We start from the raw sequence: 18246 nt of genomic DNA, 5'->3' as shown, positions 1-18246 counted from the left end.
GCTCTGTAGAGATAGGTGTGTCATGAGTCCGATTAAGGGAAATCCGGTCAAGGGCGCAACGGCCCGAGGAGCAGGAACGCCGGGAATGCACGGTAGCCCGCCTGCCAAGCACGCCAGGAGATCCCCCTTTAGCCGGATGACCCGCATGGTCGCCGCCGGCATGGCCGTGGTTCTTTACGCCGGCCTGGGTCTTTCGGCCACCGCGATCAGCGCCAGTGCCATCGTTGCCCCGGTCGGCCAGGGCTTCGCGGTTACCGCCTCGGACCTCGCCTACATTTTGAAGCAGATTAAGATCGCGGAGGCGCACGTCGCCAACACGACCTCAGCCACCGGACCCTGTGGCGCCCTGGTGGGAACCGGAGCCAACCAAATTGCCAGCCCGCTCCTCTCCCTGGGTCTGCGCACCGTTGACGGTTCCTGTAACAACCTGCAGCCCGGCCAAGAGACCTTCGGTGCGGCAGACCAGGTGTTCCCGCGGCTGACCACGAAGTCGTTCCGCGACGCCGACCCGGTTCTTCCGGGCTTCGGGCCAACCGGACCCTCGTCGTACCAGCAGAAGAGGGGCAACGTCTTCGACGCGGAACCCCGCATCGTCAGCAACTTGATCGTTGACCAGACCTCCACGAACCCGTCGGCCATCGCGGCAGCCGGATATCCCGTGCGAGCTCAGGGCGGAAACCCCATCGTGCCCTGCACGACTGACCCGACGCCGGCCGTGCCGGCAGGCATACCGGCCGGCTGCGTGCCGGCTGGCGAGACCTTGTCAATTCCGAACGTCACCACGGATGTCGGCCTCTCGCCGCCGTATAACTCCCTGTTCACCCTGTTCGGTCAGTTCTTCGACCACGGCATTGACCAGACCGTGAAGGGCGGTGGAACGGTTTTTGTGCCGCTCCAGGCTGATGACCCGCTCCGGGTCGCCGGTCCAGACGGCATCGTCGGCAACGGCGACGAAGTTCCGGCCAATCAGGCATTCATGGTGCTCACCCGTGGGCAGAACCAGCCAGGCGCTGACGGCATCCTCGGTACATCGGATGACGTCCAGGACGCGCTCAACACCGACTCACCGTGGGTCGACCAGAGCCAGACATACGCCTCGCACGCCTCGCACCAGCTTTTCCTGCGCGAGTATGTCAATAACCCGGCTGGCTTTCCGGTCTCGACCGGCAAGATGCTCGGCGGCCCCGCTGGCCCGACGGCTGGGGGCATGGCTACCTGGGCCACCACCAAGGCACAGGCTTCGAGCCTTCTCGGGCTCCTTCTCGAGGACAAGGACGTGCTCAACATTCCGCAGATGGCCGTTGACCCCTACGGGAAGTTCATCCCGGGTCCCGCTCGCAACCTGCCGATGTACGTCACAGCGACCGGCATGGTCGAAGGCAACATCGACGCGCCGGTGCCCGTGCCGAGCAACGTGCTCTATTTCAATACTCCGTTCCTGACGGACATCGCGCACAATGCCGAGCCGAAGCCGGGCCGCACGCCCGACCTCGACAACACCGCCAGTGCCGACTTCGCCAGCCAGCCGGTCGGCACCTACGACGATGAGATGCTCAACGCGCACTTCATCGCCGGGGATGGCCGGGTCAACGAGAACATCGGTCTTACCGCGGTTCACCAGATCTTCCACTCCGAGCACGACCGTCTCGTCGGTGACATCGAGAACACTCTCACCAACGACACAACAGCCAAGGGCGTCGCAGCCCTGGCCGAGTGGAAGCTGGCTGGCGGAGCGGACGGTTGGAACGGTGAGCGCATCTTCCAGGCGGCTCGGTTCATCACCGAAATGGAATACCAGCACCTCGTCTTTGAAGAGTTTGCGCGCAAGGTTCAGCCGGGGATCAACCCCTTCCAGCCGTTTGCCTTCACCCAGACCGAGATCAACCCGGCCATCAAGGCCGAGTTCGCTCACGCAGTGTACCGCTTCGGCCACTCCATGTTGACCGAGACGATCTCGCGCACGAACGAGGACCGGGTCGGCGCCGATGGCGTCTACGGAACGTCCGACGACATCCGCGGGAGCAAGAACGACATCTCGTTGCTCAAGGGCTTCCTGAACCCTCCGGCGTACACCGATGGCGGTGCGGCCGGTGAGTTGACCTCGGAACAGGCGGCCAGCAGCGTGATCATGGGCATGTCCGATCAGATCGGTGAAGAACTCGATGAGTTCGTGACCGACACCCTGCGCAACAACCTGTTGGGTCTTCCGCTCGACCTGGCGGCAATCAACATGACGCGCGCGCGCTCTGAGGGCATCTCGACGCTCAATGTTCTTCGCCGGGAGCTGTTCAACTCGACGAACGATGGCGCGCTCAAGCCGTACATCAGCTGGGTCGACTTTGGTGAGAACCTCAAACACCCGACCTCGCTGGTCAACTTCGTCGCTGCGTATGGACAACACCCGTCGATCACCAGCGCAACCACCCTGGCGGGAAAGCGTGAGGCCGCTCGGCTGATCGTTGCCCCCGACGTACTGGCTGGCGATGTGGCACCCGTCGATGCTGCAGCGTTCATGAACAGCACCGATGCGTATGCCAACAGCGGAACACGCTCGGTTACCGGAGTCGACGACATCGACCTCTGGATTGGTGGCCTCGCCGAGGTGACGACGCCGTTCGGCGGTCTGCTGGGAACCACGTTCAACTACGTGTTCGAGAACCAGCTCACCGAACTGCAGAACGGTGACCGCCTGTACTACCTGGCGCGCACACCCGGCATGAATCTGCGCACCCAACTCGAGGGCAACTCGTTCGCCGAGATGGTCATGCGCAACTCTCCCGCCCACACACTGAAGGCGGATGCGTTTGCGACGGCCGACTGCAAGTTCGAGCTGAAGAACCTGGCTGGAACGGCCACGGGCTACGCAACATTCGGAAACACGGTCGCAGATGACGTGGATTCCGACTGTAACGAAACGGCTCTGTTGATTCGCATGCCCGACGGCACGATCAAGTACCGCGCTCGCAACAGCATCGACCCGGCCGGCATCAATGGCCAGAGCGTGTACAACGGTGCTCTCGGAGTCAACCGCATGTTCGGCGGCAACGACAACGACACCTTCTGGGGTGGTGCTGGCAACGACATCATCGAGGGTGGTGGTGGTGCCGATGTCGCACTCGGCGGTGAAGGCAACGACATCCTCACCGACCTTGGTGGTGACGACGTGTCCAAGGGCGGTCCCGGCAACGACGCGATCGATGCCGGCCCGGGTCTGGACATCATCATGGGTGGCGAGGGCAAAGACTTCACCAACGGTGGAGCCAATGCCAACGTAACCTTCGGTGGAGCCGGTGACGACTTCATCATTCTGGGTCAGGGCATCGATGAAGCCCTCGGTGACAGTGGCGACGACTGGTTGGAGGGCGGCGACCAGCCTGACCTATTGATCGGAGACAGCAGCAACCTGTTCTTCCTGGATAACTCGCAGAGGCCCGGTTCCGATATTTTCATCGGCCAGGGTGGCGACGACGACTACGACATGGAGGGCGGCGATGACATCGGTCTTGCTGGCCCCGGTATCGAAAAGGTCGCCGGCGGTTCTGGGTATGACTGGGAGATCGGGCTCGGGGACCCGCAGCCACAGGACGCGGACCTCGCGCTCCCGTTCCCGGCTCTCGGCATCCTTCAGATTGGAGTCCGCGACAAGTTCAATGAGGTGGAGGCGCTCTCCGGTGCCGGCCTCAATGACATCCTGCGTGGTGACAACATTGTTCCCAGTGCCGTCGGCGGCGGCGGCTTCATCGGCTGTGACGCGCTGGATCAGGACAGCCTGAACCGGATTGACGGTCTGGATGCACTGGTTCCGCCACTCGCAACTCCGTTGAGCGCGGTCGTCGCGCAGTCGGCATCGAACGACTGCCCGATCCTGACCGGCCCGAACGTCTGGGGCGACGGCAATATCCTCCTCGGCGGTGGCGGCAGCGACCTGATCGAGGGCCGTGGCGCCGATGACATCATTGACGGTGACGCCTATATCAATGTTCGGCTGAGCGTTCGGACCAACCCGAGTGACCCGCTGACAGAGATCGGCAGTGCCAGCGTCAACAATGCGGGGCAGACCGCCATGGCGAGCCAGTACCTGCGCGATGGTGCCGGTAATCTCACCGGGCAGACGCTGCAGGAAGCGGTCTTCGCTGGAGTTGTCGACCCCGGCAATATCGTGGCAGTTCGCGGGATCCTCTACGGAACGGGCGGCATCGACTCCGCGATGTTCTCGGGTCTGGCGAGTGACTACCAGGTCACCACGACCGGCGGCGACGGCACTCTCGGTTCGGCGGGATCGGTCACCACGGTTCTCGATAACCGCGGTACCGACGGCACAGACACCCTGCGCAACATCGAACGCCTGCAGTTCAGCGACACCGTGGCTCCGGGAACTCCGGTGATCGGTGCGGCTGTCGCCGGCAACGCCACCGCAACGGTCGCCTGGACCCCGTCCGCAACCGGCATCGTCACCAGCTTCGCGGTGAAGGTGCTCGATTCGGCCGGCGCCCAGGTGGGCGCGCTGCGCACCGCCCCCGGCACCGCAGTCAACCTGGTGGTCACCGGGTTGACCAACGGTTCCAGCTACACCTTCCAGGTGTCGGCGACCAACGCGGAGGGCACGAGCGCATTCTCCGCTTCGTCCAACGCGGTGACCCCGGCGGCTCCGGTGGTGCAGGTGGTTGGGGGAGCTCCGGTAATCGGAACCTCGGTCGCCGGTAACGCGCAAGTCACCGTCAACTGGGCCGCCCCGGCACCGGTCGCCAATGCGGCACCGATCACGGGCTACTCGGTTCGCACCTTCATCGGTGCGGGCACGACGCCCACGGGCACCACGACGGTGGCTAATGTCACCAGCGCGGTGATCGGGTCGCTGACGAATGGCACCGGGTACACCTTTGATGTCGCCGCGATCAACGCGGTCGGCACCGGAGCATTCTCGGCCCGGTCGGTGGCGGTCACACCGACCGCCCCCGTGGTGCAGGTGGTCGCCGGAGCGCCCGTGATCGGAACCTCGGTCGCCGGGAACGCGTCGGCGACCGTGAACTGGGCCGCCCCGGCCCCGGACGCCGCTGCGGCACCCATCACGGGCTACTCGGTGCGCACCTTCATTGGTGCGGGCGCGACGGCCACGGGCACCACGACGGTGGCTAATGTCACCAGCGCGGTGATCGGGTCGCTGACGAACCGAACCGGGTACACCTTTGATGTCGCCGCGATCAACGCGGTCGGCACCGGAGCATTCTCGGCCCGGTCGGTGGCAGTGACTCCGCGTGCGGAGTTCGTGCTCCCGACGGTGACCGCTCGGACCCCGGCATCGGGTGCTCGTTCGGTCAGCCAGACGAACAACCTGTCGGCAACGTTCAGCGAAGCGGTCACGGGAGTCAGCGGCACGACGTTCGTGCTCCGGCTCGGTACCACTGTAATTCCGGCAGTGGTCACCTACAACGCTACGACCCGGGTTGCGACACTGAACCCGAACGCAACGCTGCTCGCCGACCGCACGTACACGGCGACGCTCTCGGGCATTCGTGACGTGGCCGGCAACACGATGGTGTCCAGCTCCTGGAGCTTCATCACCGGCCCGGCTCCGACGATCACCACGAGGACTCCCGCTTCGGGAGCCACCGCGGTGGCCCGAAATGCCAACGTGACCGCGCTGTTCAGTGAGGACATCACCGGTGTCAGCGCGGCCACGGTTCAGATCACTCGGGTCTCCACCGGGGCGGTAGTCACATCGGTGGCGGCGTTCAATGCCACCACCAACGTTCTGACGATCAACCCCTCGGTGACCCTGAGCTCGAACGTTCAGTATCGGGTGACCATCACCGGTGGCAACACGAGCGTTCGAGATCTGATCGGGAACCCGCTGGTGACGAGTACGTGGACCTTCACGACCGGAACCGTGCTCTAACAGCGCCACCTGTTCCATCGCGGTAGTTCTCTCGCACTGGAGCCGGCCAGCGACTCACCTTGAGTCGCCGGCCGGTTCTCCCGTCAGACCGTCGTCGATAACGCCGGGTCCGGGCTGGCTCTGTTTCACGCTCGAGGTCGCCCAAGTTTTTCACAAGGACGCGTTGCTTCCATAGGAGGCATACCGCCCGTCGAATTGGAAGAGTGAGGGAAGTCATGAAATCATCGAAACTTGCCCTGGTGCCAGCCCTAGCGCCTGCCGTGGCTTGCCCCACTGAGTCTCGCCGCCACCGGCCATCCGCACGACGGAGCCGCCTCGGCCCCGTCGCCGGAGCTGCGATCACGGCGATCGTGGCCAGTGCCTTGGCGTTTGGGGCTGCGACCCCTGCATCCGCCGCGACACCCCCGGTTTTTCCGGACAACATCACCATCTTCCCCAATCGTGACTTCGTGTCGTTCTCGGGGTACGAGCTGAGCAAAGCGGGGCAGACGGCCACGGTCACAGTCACCCGCGGCGGCGTCCTCACCGGACAGGCGCAGGCCACGGTCGGCAGCGCGGACCCGGCATTTGAGGTCAACCACCCCGGCGGGGTCTGCTGGGGCACTGGCCCCGGCGCCCCGAACGTGACGCCGGACATCAAGGCCGGTGACGTCGTAGCAGTCGCCTTCAGCGGCGGCGGCAGCGACTCGGCCGTCACTCTGAATCCGACGGTGACCAGCTTCACCCACACGGCCGGCACGACCGAGGTGGTCGTCAATGGCACTCTGGACGCCGCGACTGCTGCATCCGGTCAGATGGAACAACGCATTATCGCCCCGGCACTGATCACCACAGACGTGGGTCGCCGCGATGTGCGTGCTGTCCCTGGGCCGCTCACCCCGGCCGTGACGGGGGGCTACTCGTCCAGCCTGTCGACCACCTCCACCACTTTCACCGCAACCTACGTTTTCGCCTCCGCGGGAAGCGCAGACATTGCGGCCGCCGGTGAGATGCGGGCGATGTCCTGGATGTCCGCGGACCTCGCCGGCAACCGGCAGGGACTGACGATCTCCGAGTTTGACCTGACCGGCGGCCCCGGTATGGGCGGCTGCCCACAGGGCCCGGCGAACACGGCGCCCAACGCCCCCGCCAACGTCAGTGGGATCCCGGGCGACGCCTCCCTCACCGCAACGTGGGACGCCGCGACCACCATCCCCGATGGCTCTCCCGTGACCGGCTACGTCGTGGAGGTTCAGACGGCGGGCGACCCCAACGCCGCCATCTTCCGGCGCACCGTCGGGACGGCTGCCACCTCGGTGGCCGTCAGTGGCCTGACCAACGGCACCCCGTACTCCATCCAGGTGTTCGCCACCAGCGCTGCGGGGCAAGGCCCTGCGGGCACCGGAGGCCCGGTTACCCCGTCCGCGGTTCCGACTACAGCGCCCGGCGCGCCGACCATTGGCGCTGCCACCGCAGGCGACGCATCCGCGACCGTGCGGTGGGCCGCGCCGACCGGTCCGGTGCCGAACAGCTACACGGTCGAGGTCAGTACGGGAACCACAGTGGCCAGCACGGTCACCTTGATTCCCGGTACGGCGACCAGCACCGTGGTTACCGGGCTCACCAATGGCACCTCGTACACCTTCCGGGTGGCCGCGGTGAATGTGGTCGGCACGGGTGCCTTCTCGGCACTGTCCAATGTGGTGACACCGGTTGCCCCGCCGGTCGCCGTTGTGGCCGGGGCGCCGACGATTGGAACCGCCACCGCTGGCAACGCCTCTGCGACCGTGAACTGGGCCGCCCCGGCCCCGGACGCCGCTGCGGCACCCATCACGGGCTACTCGGTTCGCACCTTCATTGGTGCGGGCGCGACGGCCACGGGCACCACGACGGTGGCTAATGTCACCAGCGCGGTGATCGGGTCGCTGACGAACCGAACCGGGTACACCTTTGATGTCGCCGCGATCAACGCGGTCGGCACCGGAGCATTCTCGGCCCGGTCGGTGGCAGTGACTCCGCGTGCGGAGTTCGTGCTCCCGACGGTGACCGCTCGGACCCCGGCATCGGGTGCTCGTTCGGTCAGCCAGACGAACAACCTGTCGGCAACGTTCAGCGAAGCGGTCACGGGAGTCAGCGGCACGACGTTCGTGCTCCGGCTCGGTACCACTGTAATTCCGGCAGTGGTCACCTACAACGCTACGACCCGGGTTGCGACACTGAACCCGAACGCAACGCTGCTCGCCGACCGCACGTACACGGCGACGCTCTCGGGCATTCGTGACGTGGCCGGCAACACGATGGTGTCCAGCTCCTGGAGCTTCATCACCGGCCCGGCTCCGACGATCACCACGAGGACTCCCGCTTCGGGAGCCACCGCGGTGCGCCGGGCCGCCAACGTGACGGCCACCTTCAGCGAAGACATCACCGGAGTCAGCACAACCACAGTGCGGATCACCCGGGTCTCGACCGGGGTCACGTTCAGCTCGGCGGCGGCATTCAACGCCACCACCAATGTGCTGACGATCGACCCCACGGGCAGTCTTCTCTCCAACACTCAATACCGGGTGACCATCACCGGCGGCAACACGAGCGTTCGAGACCTGGCCGGTAACGCGCTGGTGACGAGCACGTGGACATTCACAACCGGAACATTGTTCTAAGAGAAGTCTGATCGGCTTTCCCGGCCGGCGACTGGATTTCAGTCGCTGGCCGGTCCCCCACATCGCAACAGCTCACAGCCTTTGAGGAAGAAATGACATCACGCAGGGAAGTTCTCCAGTTGGGCGCCTTCGGAGCGCTCGGCGTCATCGGAATGAGTGGAGCCGATGACCCTCCGGTCTCGACCGTCCCGCTCATGACTCAAAGTCAACTCGCCCCGCAGAACATGCCGGTTCCGTACGCCGGCGTGTTCCGGCGGCCCCCGGAGCTCATGCCGTACCAGACGGGCTTCGATGATGGCGACCCGTCGCGCCCCTACGCCCGTTACGCGCTTACTCAGAAACTCGGCCAGGCACCGTTCGTCCCCGGGCTGCTCACCACGGTCGCCGGCTACAACGGTATCTTCCCCGGTCCGACCATCCGGCTCAACCGGGGCACCCGGAGCGAAGTGCGCATTCGCAACGCACTGCCGGCCTCCGGCCTGCTTCACTCGAGTGCGTTTCGCACCGTCACCCACCTGCACGGCTCGGCGTCGCTCCCGCAGTACGACGGGTACGCCAATGACTTCACCGCCGTTGGTAAGGTCAAGAACTATCAGTACCCGAACTGGCAGGCGGCGCGAACACTGTGGTACCACGACCACAATATGCATCTAACCGCGCAGAATGTGTACTCGGGCTTGGCGGGCATTTATCCTCTGCACGACCCATTCGAACGAGCTCAGCTGCCCCAGGGTGAGTTCGACGTGCCGCTCATGATCTCCGACGCTATGTTCAAGGTTGACGGCTCTCTCGGCTACAACGACAACGAGCAGAAGGGGCTGTGGGGTGACATCATCATGGTCAACGGGGTGCCGTGGCCCACGATGAAGGTCAAGCCCCGCATCTACCGCTTTCGGGTGCTGGTCGCCTCTATTTCACGCTCCTACCGGCCCACTCTCTCGACCGGCGAGCCGATCTACATCGTCGGCACCGATGGCGGCATGACGCCCACCGTTCAGGCGGTGCGTTCGTGGCGCCACAGCACGGCTGAGCGCTACGAGATTCTGATTGACTTCCGCAAATACCAGCCGGGGCAAGAGGTGGAGCTGCGCAACCTGAGCAACAAGAACAACGTGAACTTCACCCACACCAACAAGATAATGAAATTTCAGGTGGTGGCAGATTCCGGCTCGAATGCGGGGTCGATCTCGGCCATCCCCACCACCCTCGACGACGGCGGTGCGCCCCATCCCGATCTGGGCGGCCTCGCCACCATGGGACTCACGCCCGAGATGGCCAAGGTGAAGCGCCGCCTGGTGGTGGACCGAGGCAACGGACTGTGGAGAATCAACGGAATGACCTGGGCTGACGTGGAGAATTCGAATTTCACCAAACTGTTCGCCAATCCGCAACCCTACGACATTGAGCAGTGGACAATCATCAACGCCTCGGGCGGGTGGTTCCACCCGGTGCACATCCACCTCGTTGACGGCAAGATCATTGGGCGCAATACCAATGGAGGAAAACCGTTCGCCTGGGAGAAAGGTCCCAAGGACGTGTTCTATGTCGGTGAGAGCGAATCCGTCACGGTATTGATGCAGTTCGATACCCGGAAGGAGGCTGGCGGTCGCTATATGATCCACTGCCACAACCTCGTGCACGAGGACCACGACATGATGATTCAGTTCGCCGTGGGCGACTACCGGGTGAACGACCCGATCACCGCCGACGTTCCCGCGGTCGACAACACACCGATGGGGTCCTTCCCGCCGATCTACGGCCCGGGATTCCCGGCGGGAACATAGTGATCCAGGTGAAGCGCCTGGCCCCGGCGGTGCTGCTCGTTTTCCTTCTCAGCGGCTGCACCAACGAGGTCACGGCCCCTCCTTCTTCTCCGGAATCGATCGTCGCGATTGAGCCCGGCGCCGACCTTGGCAACGACAGGCCCGTTGTGACTTTTGACGGCCTCATGGTGCGTCGGAGAGTGGCGCTCGCGGTGCGGGCCGAGCAAAACGTCGACCTCCCGGCCCTGCGCGCCGAACTCGAGCGACGGGCAACGGATGCCAGCCTCACGTTGTCCGACATCCCCCCCGACGTACTCCCGGCAGGCCTGCTCGATCAGGCCGTGCCCGCGCTGACGATGTTGCTGCCCGACGGCACGACGACCACTCAAACGCGCGCTGTGATCGGGCCGGAAGCATCTCTCCCATCAGTATCGGCGAGCCGGGACTCGACCTTCTTCGTGGTCGATGTGCTCGTGCACGATCTTCGATTCGAGGTCCTGGCGGCTGACCCGGCGGCGGCAGCCGATGCGATCGCGACAGAGGGCATAGTATCTGACGCCCTCGGCAACTACAGCACCACCCTGGGCGCGGGACTCCTCCGGCTGAATTACCTTGGACCCCTGCTCAGCGATGACTTGGTCGAATCCGTGCGGGTCGGGATCGCCCGCGGCGCCGGCACCGACCACGTCGACGTTGCCGTCTGGCCAGAGTCGCTGACCGGAGTCGGGGTCGATATGGCCATAGAGCCCGAGCCGGCTCCCGCCGTCATCGCGAAAAGTATGGTGGAACACACAGCAGATCGCGCGGAGGAGATACCCACGCCGTTGCTAGGAACCTGGGCCATGTATGGGATCGGTCTTACGGTGCTGCTGGGCGTGACCGTAGCGATCGTGCTGGGCAGCGTTCCTCAGCGACGGCGTCGGTCGGCGGCTACCGGGCATGAACGGGTGCAACCCGATCCAAGGTCGCCATGACCGAGGTGCCACCACCCCTCCAGGAGCGCACCTCCAGGGAGCCGCCCGCGACCTGGATGGTGTCGCGCATGATGCGCAGACCAAGGTGATTCTCGGGTGCATCGGCCGACATGTCGAAGCCGCATCCATTGTCATGGATGAGCAAAATGGTGCGGTCCTGGTCCTGCATGAGCGACAGTTCCAACACGCCGGCCCGAGCATGCTTCGCGGTATTGGCGAGAACCTCTCTGGCCACCCGATAGAACATCGCCGCTCTTTCCCGATCGAGATCACAGTCGGCAGGAATATGTAGTTTGACCGCGATGCCGTGCTCGAGGAGAGGGGCCGTCAGACGGGTGAGAGCAGCGGGGAGGCCGAGTTCAGCCAGGTCGGGCGGGTACAGTTCGGTGGTCATGGCCCGCAGCGTGCGCACGTTCTTCTGCAGGATTTCTTTTGCCTGAGCGAACAACGCCCGGTTCTCCGGCGTGGAGTGCCGTTCTTCGGCCTCGAGGGCATACGAGAGCCCAGCGAGATCCTGGATGACGTCGTCGTGCAGGTCGCGGGCGATGCGCTGGCGCTCCAGGTCGGACGCATCGATGGCGTGCTGCAGCAGTTGGCGCTTCATTGATTGGTGGCCCTGGATGCGACGGGCCAACTTGACCGCCGGAAACAGCTGGGCCAGTTGCAAGGCGCCCAGGGACAGCAGGAAGGCGGGGATGAGGCCGACAACAAGGGCGCTCTGTTCCTCGCGTACGGCATCGTCGTTGAAATAGGCCTCGAAGATGAGTGGGTCACCGCTCACCGATGTGGCACGAACGTACACCTCGACCAGCTCGCCAGCCTCGGTTTCGCTTTCGTCACCGGGATCGTCGTGAAGCTCCAGGGTGGCCCGTCCCTTTCCTCCGGCCAGCAGCTCGGACGTCCAGGTCGGAAGGGTGAAGACCTGGCCGATCAACGTGGAGAGGTCGGAGTAGACAATGCGGCCCTCGGGAGTCCAGACCTTGACGCGCACGATTGATCCGTCAGAGAGGCGGGGGGCCAACCGTTCGTCCAGCCGTCGGGTCGACCCGGCCTCACCCGCTATGACCGCGTCGGTGAGAAGTGGCCCCACGGAGTAAGCGGCGAGGCGTTGGGTGTGCTGGATGGCATTGTCCATGGCGTTGCGCTCGGACAGTTCACGCACCCAGATCGCAGCCGGCACGGCGACGATGATCATCGCGATGATGCCGATGGCGAGAAAACGACCCACCGCCATTCTCACCTCGAAGCGTTCTGCCGACCGGGTTCGATCGAGGCTACTGGGTGGTGACTGCGCCGCTGACAGCCTAGACATGCTGAGCCGGCACCAGACCGAGTCGGGTCGCAATAACAACCGCCTCAAGCTGCGAGTGCGCCCCCAGCTTGCCCAGGATCGCCTTGACATACCCGCGGCAGGTGTTCTCAGAAATGCCCAGAACCTTGGCGTTGGCTCGCACGTCGGAGCCCTCGCCCATGAGTCGGAGCACAGCGAGCTCACGTTTGGTGAGATCGGGAAACGGGATCTCCTCGCTGTGCTGCCGACGTCGAGCGCTCAGCAGGCTCACGAGTGACGGGTGCACGATGAACCCGCCGATGCGCGCGTGTCGGAGAGTGTCGAGCACCGTCGCGAGGGAGCCGTCCTTGGGCAGGAACGCACACACCCCGATCGCGGCCGCCTGCTCGAGGGCTTCCAACGCCGGGTCGCCGGTGAGAATCACAATGCGGGTATTGGGGGCGCGGGCCAGGATCGCGGCGGCGGCTGCGAGTCCGCTACCGTCGGGCAGGTGGTAGTCCATCACGACGACGTCGGGGACCAGTGCGAGGCAGGCGGCGATGCCGCTGGCCACGCTGTTGGCCGAGCCGATGGCGCACAGGTCGGGCTCGCGATTGAGGGAACCGGTGAGCAATTCGGCAAAGGTGGTGTGGTCGTCGACGATGAGAATACGAATCTGCTCTGCCATGGTGGCACCGGAGAGTGACGTGATTGCGGTTATCCCCTGCATGCCGGGATCAATGGGGGACATCTGTGCGCTCATTTTCTGCGACCTCTCTGCCCGTTCTTGAGCCTCGCTGCTGACGGGGGGGGGGAGTACTGCACTATCCCGATCGACGAGACCATAATCAGGACAATCTGAGTTTCTGTCGAGTACTTTCGTTTTTGTCCCCCATATGGTAGGTCGGTCGGTGGCCGGACGGTCAACTCAGGCGCGAGCGACGGCGCGTCGCAGAAATTTCGTGACAACATCGGTAGCCTCCCGGAACGAATCCGCTACCGGCTCTGGCCGCGGAGTAGTGGTGGTCGCCCCGGTGGCAGGGCGAAAAGTTGGCCCGCTGGCGGGCAACACGCGCAGTTGGTCATGCAACACGAGCAGAGCAGAGAGCACGTCGGCCAGATCGCCGTCACCGTCGGCCGTCGCGTGCAAGAGGCGAAGCTGGGCGGAACGCAGAATCGTGCCCGGAGCGCAGCCCAGCTCTCTCTGCAGCGCGTGGCGACACCGGTCGTAGGCCTGCAGGCCCTCGGCGTGGCGGCCGCTCGTTTCCAGCCCGAGGATGAGGGCGGCCCAGGCTCGCTCATTGAGTGGCTCGTCGGCCAGTGCCAGGTTCGCGAATTCGAGGGCGTCGTCGATGTGGTGCAGTGCTGCGGCGGTTTCCGAGGCGAGAATGCGGGCGCTGGTGAGGCGGGCGGCGTGCAGTTCGCGGGCTTCCGATGCCCAGGCCGGCACGAGTTCGTCGCCGAGCAGTGGTGCAGTGGCGAGGCCGAGGGCGCGCAACAGCAGGGGGTAGGCGAGGCCAGGAACAGTCTTGTGGGCTCGTTGCAGCAGAACGTCAAATTGATCGAGGTCGACGTCGACCAGGTCGCGGTCGAGGACGTAGCCGCCGGTCGTGGTTTGGAGCGGGCCGAACTTTCCCTCGCCGGGCTGCAGGTGTCGACGCAAGACACTCACGTAGCTTTCGAGAGTGGGCAGAGCCTCGACCGGAGCGCTCGCGCCCCAGAGCATCTCTATCAGGCGATCCTTGGAGACCGGCAGCCCGAGGTGTACGAGCAGGATTTCGAGGATCTGGCGGGGCTTGGGGCCGCCCAGTTGGTGGGCGTGGAGTACGACCGATCCGCGTCGAACGGTCAGTTTTCCAAACAGGTGCACGTTTACATGGGCCATGGCTGTCGCGGCGGGCTGTTCTCGAGTGTCGAATCCGGTAGTCATGACGACCTCCACTGTTGGCATGCGACCATGGTGCCCGGGTGCTGCTGGCCGGGGTAGCCGCGTATGGAGTAGGTGAATACCCCCAATTTCGGGGACAGGTCAGGGCGCGGTGTGGTGTCCGGTCCCGAGTGATAGATGCGCCCCCTCCGGGCCGTCGAGAACCAGGGCGATGGCCTGATTGGGAATCTCGAAGACCAAGGTCGCGAGAATGGATGTTCCGGTACCTGCCTTCTGCCGGATCGGGTCGACCCAGAGCGCGATGGCACTCGATCCGATGCCGGACAGGGAGTAGTCGGCGGCGTCGAAATCCAGGCCGGCGGCATCCGCTGCGGTGAGCTCGAGCAGGATGCGCACGCGGTGAGCTCCGGGCGGTACGGGGCCGACGAGACGGTCGGCCGCGCTCGGTGGCACCCACCCGTCGGATTCGAGCGGGATGACCGCGCTGATGCGGGCCTGACCGCCCGGAACGGTGGCCGTGTCACCGAACGGAGTGCTCGGTTTCGTGCCGGTGAGAAGCAGTACGCAGGCCAACGCCGCCATCACGAGCCAGACAATGGCCAGCGAGATCACGATCGTGCGGCGCCGCCGGAACAGCGTTGGTGTGTGGCGTGGCCGCGTGTGCCTCGTGGTCTCGGGGTGTTTCTCGCCGTCGTCGGGGCGAACCAAGCGCAGCAGTGCATTTGCGGGAGTCATGGCGGAATCTTGGTGCCGGCACCATGGGAAAACCCTGCTGTGTGGGGGTGGGGTGTTCCGGGCCCGGGCCGGATTGTGCGGGGGTTAGGATGTGGAACACAGCGCGCGAGCGATCACTGGAGGGGCATCGTGGCCAAAGCATCGACCGTGTACGACGTGGCGGCCCACGCCGGGGTGTCTATCGCGACCGTCTCCCGGGTGCTTCGTCGTCCGGCGGATGTACGCGCATCCACACGGGAGAAGGTGCTCGCTTCGGTCTCGGAACTCGGCTACGTTCCCAGTGCGAACGCCCGCGGACTGGCGGCGCGACGTACCGGCGTTCTGGGGCTGTACTTTCCGAGCCTGGACGCCATGGAAGAGCTCGAAGACGCCGAGTTTCTCGGTTCGAGCCTGGTCGAAGTGGTGCGGGACATGCCCGACTCGGGCTTCGTTCGGCCGCCCAACCTGTACTTCGACGAGGTGCTGCGTGGGAGCGAGCTCGAGGCGTGGCGCCAGGGGTTCGCGCTCATGGTGGGCGTTGGCCGCGGGGCGTTTCCGGTCGATATGGTCAATGACATTGCCGGTCGGGTCGACGGCATGGCGGTGTTGGCGCAGAGCGTGCCCGACTCCGTGCTGGAGCACGTGTCACGGCGCATTCCGATCGTGCTGATCGCCGGTCCGCGCCGCGGTGACGATTACGACCACGTCAGCGTGAGCAATGCCGCGGGCATGAACGCCCTGACGACGCACCTGCTCGACGGGTTAGGGGTCACCGATTTTGCCTACCTGGCTGGCCCGGAGGATTCCCCCGACGGGGCCGAGCGGTTGAACGGGTTTCGGCAGGCGCTCGAGGCCCGCGGGCTGGACCCCGACGTGAGCCCTGTCTTGCGCGGAGGATTCGCCCGCCAGCGCGGGCGCGAGGTGACGACGGAGCTTCTCGACACCGGCATGCTGCCGCGGGCGCTGGTCTGCGCGAACGACCAGATGGCACTCGGCGCGCTCGATGTGCTGCGCGCCCACGGCGTCGGCGTGCCGAATGATGTCATCGTGACCGGATTCGACGGCATCGAGGCGGGCCGCACCGCGTCGCCGCGCCTGACGACCGTGCGCCAGCCCATGGTCGATCTCGGCCGGGCGGCCATGCGGGCGATGCTGAGCCGACTGGAAGATCCCCAGCAGCCGCCCATCTCACTGCGGCTGCCGGTCAAGGTGCTGCTGCGCGAAAGCTCCGAGGGGCCGACGGGCTCGTCGAGCTGAGCGTCTGACGGGGGCTGGCCTCTGTATAAATTCCTTGCCTCCTGATCTGTATGCGCTTACACTGGGGGTTCGAGGCGCGTGCTGGCCGGTGGAGAGGTATCCACTGCCCGCGCCCAGGCGAAGCTACCGAAGGTCAACGACGACACGAAGGATATTGCTGTGAAACGAAACTCGAAGATACTGGCGCTCGCGGCCGCGCTGATGACGGGCGCGGTTGTGACGGGCACGCTGCTCGCTGCGCCGAACGCGATCGCGGCCCCCGGCGGCAATGGCGGCCCGACAGGCGACGACAAGGTACTGCGGGGTTACGCCGCCGACACCTGGAAGTCCCTCGCGGCACTGACCGACAGGAAGACCGGCCTGCCCGCCGACAAGCTTTCCGGCGATCTCACGGTGGCGAGCGAAAACACCAGCCCCACCAACATCGGCGGCTATCTCTGGTCGACGGTTTCGGCTCGTGACATCGGGATCATCAGCAACGACGACGCCTACCAGCGTATGAAGACCACCCTGAAAACCCTCTCGACGATCGAGCGGCACGAGCCGAGCGGCATGTACTACAACTGGTACTCGCCGCTCGACGGGCACAAACTCACCACCTGGCCGGGCAGCGCCGACCCGGTCGACCCGTTTCTCAGCACGGTTGACAACGGATGGCTCGCCGCGGCTTTTCGCATCGTGGCCGAGGCCGAACCCCGGCTCGCCCACTCGGCAAACGCCCTGTACGACAGCATGGACTTCGGCTTCTTCCACAACCTCGACGCCCGGCCCGGAGTCGGTTTGAACCGCGGCGGATTCTGGGTGGTGCCACCGCCCGGCTGCAACGTTCCCGGTAATTACGGCAACGACGGACCCAACGTGTACTACACCTGCCACCACTACGACACGACGGTGAGTGAGGCGCGGATCGCGACCTACCTCGGCATCAGCAAGGGCGAGATTCCGCCGGAGGCCTACTACGGCACCCTGCGCACGATGCCCGACCAGGGCTGCGACTACGCCTGGCAGGAACAGAAGCCCACCGGCGTCACCCGCGAATACCTCGGCGTGCCGGTCTACGAGGGTGTCTATCAGTACCGCGAAATGTCGCTCGTTCCGGCCTGGGGCGGCAGCATGTTCGAGGCGCTCATGCCCGACCTGCTCGTGCCCGAAGCGCAATGGGGGCCGCGGTCCTGGGGCGTGAACCATCCCGCCTCCGTGCGCGCGCAGGTCGAACACGGCCTCGACGAAGCCCAGTACGGATACTGGGGCTTCTCCCCGGCGAGTGACCCGTTCGGTGAGTACGCCGAATACGGCGTCGAGGGCATCGGTATGTCGACCGACGGCTACGCCTCCGACAGGGAGCGCACCAACGTTGATGCCGGCTACGACGGATGCCGCGAGGCAACCAACCCGACACCGGTCTACGGTGACGGCGTGGTCACCCCGCACGCTTCGTTCCTCGCCCTCGCCTATGACAAGAAGGCGGTGCTGACGAACCTCGCGAACCTGAAGTCGGACTTCAATTCGTATGGTCCCGGCGGATTCTACGACGCCATCGCGACCCAGAGCGGCACCGTGGCCGACCGCTACCTGTCACTCGACCAGTCGATGATCATGGCGGCGATCGCCAACAACCTGCTGAAGGACCGCCTCAAGGATTACTTCGTCGACCCGCAGTTCGAAACCGCAGTGCGGCCGCTCGTGGCCGCGCAGATCTTCGGATCGAGCCTGGGGTAGGAGCGCTCTTGCCATTGTGTCGTTCCGGGCCCGGGCCCGGAACGACACGGGGGGCGCGGCGGGCGGCATCCGCTTGAGGAAAAGAAAATACTTGCACGCGTAGCATGTATGCGCTTACAGTAGAGT

General features: G+C 65.1%; 10 protein-coding genes. 6 read left to right on the top strand and 4 right to left on the bottom strand.

Annotation, left to right across the window (positions count from 1 at the left end; all coding sequences use genetic code 11):
- The first annotated feature begins 22 nt into the window (after positions 1-22).
- The 4 genes from IWX77_RS02360 (at position 23) to IWX77_RS02345 (ending at position 11272) form a co-directional block, all read left to right on the top strand.
- The gene (locus IWX77_RS02360) at positions 23-5896 is read left to right on the top strand and encodes a peroxidase family protein (protein WP_327012093.1); all 5874 of its coding nucleotides are present in this window, start codon (positions 23-25) and stop codon (positions 5894-5896) included.
- A gap of 215 nt (positions 5897-6111) precedes the next feature.
- Positions 6112-8535, top strand: coding sequence for a fibronectin type III domain-containing protein (locus IWX77_RS02355; RefSeq protein WP_196842900.1), 2424 nt, complete (start codon positions 6112-6114; stop codon positions 8533-8535).
- A 92-nt stretch (positions 8536-8627) separates the two neighbouring features.
- The gene (locus IWX77_RS02350; protein ID WP_196842899.1) at positions 8628-10319 is read left to right on the top strand and encodes a multicopper oxidase family protein; all 1692 of its coding nucleotides are present in this window, start codon (positions 8628-8630) and stop codon (positions 10317-10319) included.
- 8 nt (positions 10320-10327) lie between these two features.
- Positions 10328-11272, top strand: coding sequence for a hypothetical protein (locus IWX77_RS02345; protein WP_327012092.1), 945 nt, complete (start codon positions 10328-10330; stop codon positions 11270-11272).
- Here the strand turns inward: IWX77_RS02345 and IWX77_RS02340 are convergent.
- The 4 genes from IWX77_RS02340 to IWX77_RS16930 form a co-directional block, all read right to left on the bottom strand.
- Positions 11229-12506 (bottom strand): sensor histidine kinase, encoded by a 1278-nt coding sequence (locus tag IWX77_RS02340; RefSeq protein ID WP_196842897.1) that lies wholly within the window; start codon positions 12504-12506, stop codon positions 11229-11231. The two genes, IWX77_RS02345 and IWX77_RS02340, sit on opposite strands and share 44 nt — an antisense overlap.
- A gap of 70 nt (positions 12507-12576) precedes the next feature.
- Positions 12577-13293, bottom strand: a complete 717-nt coding sequence (locus tag IWX77_RS02335) for a response regulator transcription factor (protein WP_196842896.1) — start codon at positions 13291-13293, stop codon at positions 12577-12579.
- 177 nt (positions 13294-13470) lie between these two features.
- Entirely contained in the window at positions 13471-14472 is a 1002-nt protein-coding gene (locus IWX77_RS02330) for an AfsR/SARP family transcriptional regulator (protein WP_196842895.1), read from the bottom strand.
- A gap of 99 nt (positions 14473-14571) precedes the next feature.
- Complete coding sequence (locus IWX77_RS16930; protein WP_327012091.1) at positions 14572-15165, bottom strand: hypothetical protein; 594 nt, start codon at positions 15163-15165, stop codon at positions 14572-14574.
- 129 nt (positions 15166-15294) lie between these two features.
- Here IWX77_RS16930 and IWX77_RS16925 point away from each other — a divergent pair, with 129 nt between their 5' ends.
- Both IWX77_RS16925 and IWX77_RS02320 read left to right on the top strand, forming a co-directional pair.
- Positions 15295-16401: a LacI family DNA-binding transcriptional regulator gene (locus IWX77_RS16925; protein WP_297414487.1), complete on the top strand. Its 1107-nt coding sequence runs from the start codon at positions 15295-15297 to the stop codon at positions 16399-16401.
- A gap of 201 nt (positions 16402-16602) precedes the next feature.
- On the top strand, positions 16603-18120 hold the full coding sequence (locus IWX77_RS02320; RefSeq protein WP_196843055.1) for a glucoamylase family protein: 1518 nt from the start codon (positions 16603-16605) through the stop codon (positions 18118-18120).
- Positions 18121-18246: the final 126 nt, after the last annotated feature.

The sequence above is a fragment of the Cryobacterium sp. CAN_C2 genome (assembly GCF_015751745.1).
Lineage (GTDB): Bacteria > Actinomycetota > Actinomycetes > Actinomycetales > Microbacteriaceae > Cryobacterium.
The sequence above is the reverse complement of the archived record's forward strand: the minus strand, read 5'-3'. Positions and strand labels throughout refer to the sequence as shown.

Coding starts and splice junctions, on each gene's coding strand:
- IWX77_RS02355 (WP_196842900.1), top strand. CDS start 6,112: ATGAAATCATCGAAACTTGCCCTGGTGCCAGCCCTAGCGCCTGCCGTG.
- IWX77_RS02340 (WP_196842897.1), bottom strand. CDS start 12,506: ATGGCGGTGGGTCGTTTTCTCGCCATCGGCATCATCGCGATGATCATC.
- IWX77_RS02360 (WP_327012093.1), top strand. CDS start 23: ATGAGTCCGATTAAGGGAAATCCGGTCAAGGGCGCAACGGCCCGAGGA.
- IWX77_RS16930 (WP_327012091.1), bottom strand. CDS start 15,165: ATGACTCCCGCAAATGCACTGCTGCGCTTGGTTCGCCCCGACGACGGC.
- IWX77_RS02330 (WP_196842895.1), bottom strand. CDS start 14,472: ATGACTACCGGATTCGACACTCGAGAACAGCCCGCCGCGACAGCCATG.
- IWX77_RS02320 (WP_196843055.1), top strand. CDS start 16,603: ATGACGGGCGCGGTTGTGACGGGCACGCTGCTCGCTGCGCCGAACGCG.
- IWX77_RS02350 (WP_196842899.1), top strand. CDS start 8,628: ATGACATCACGCAGGGAAGTTCTCCAGTTGGGCGCCTTCGGAGCGCTC.
- IWX77_RS02335 (WP_196842896.1), bottom strand. CDS start 13,293: ATGTCCCCCATTGATCCCGGCATGCAGGGGATAACCGCAATCACGTCA.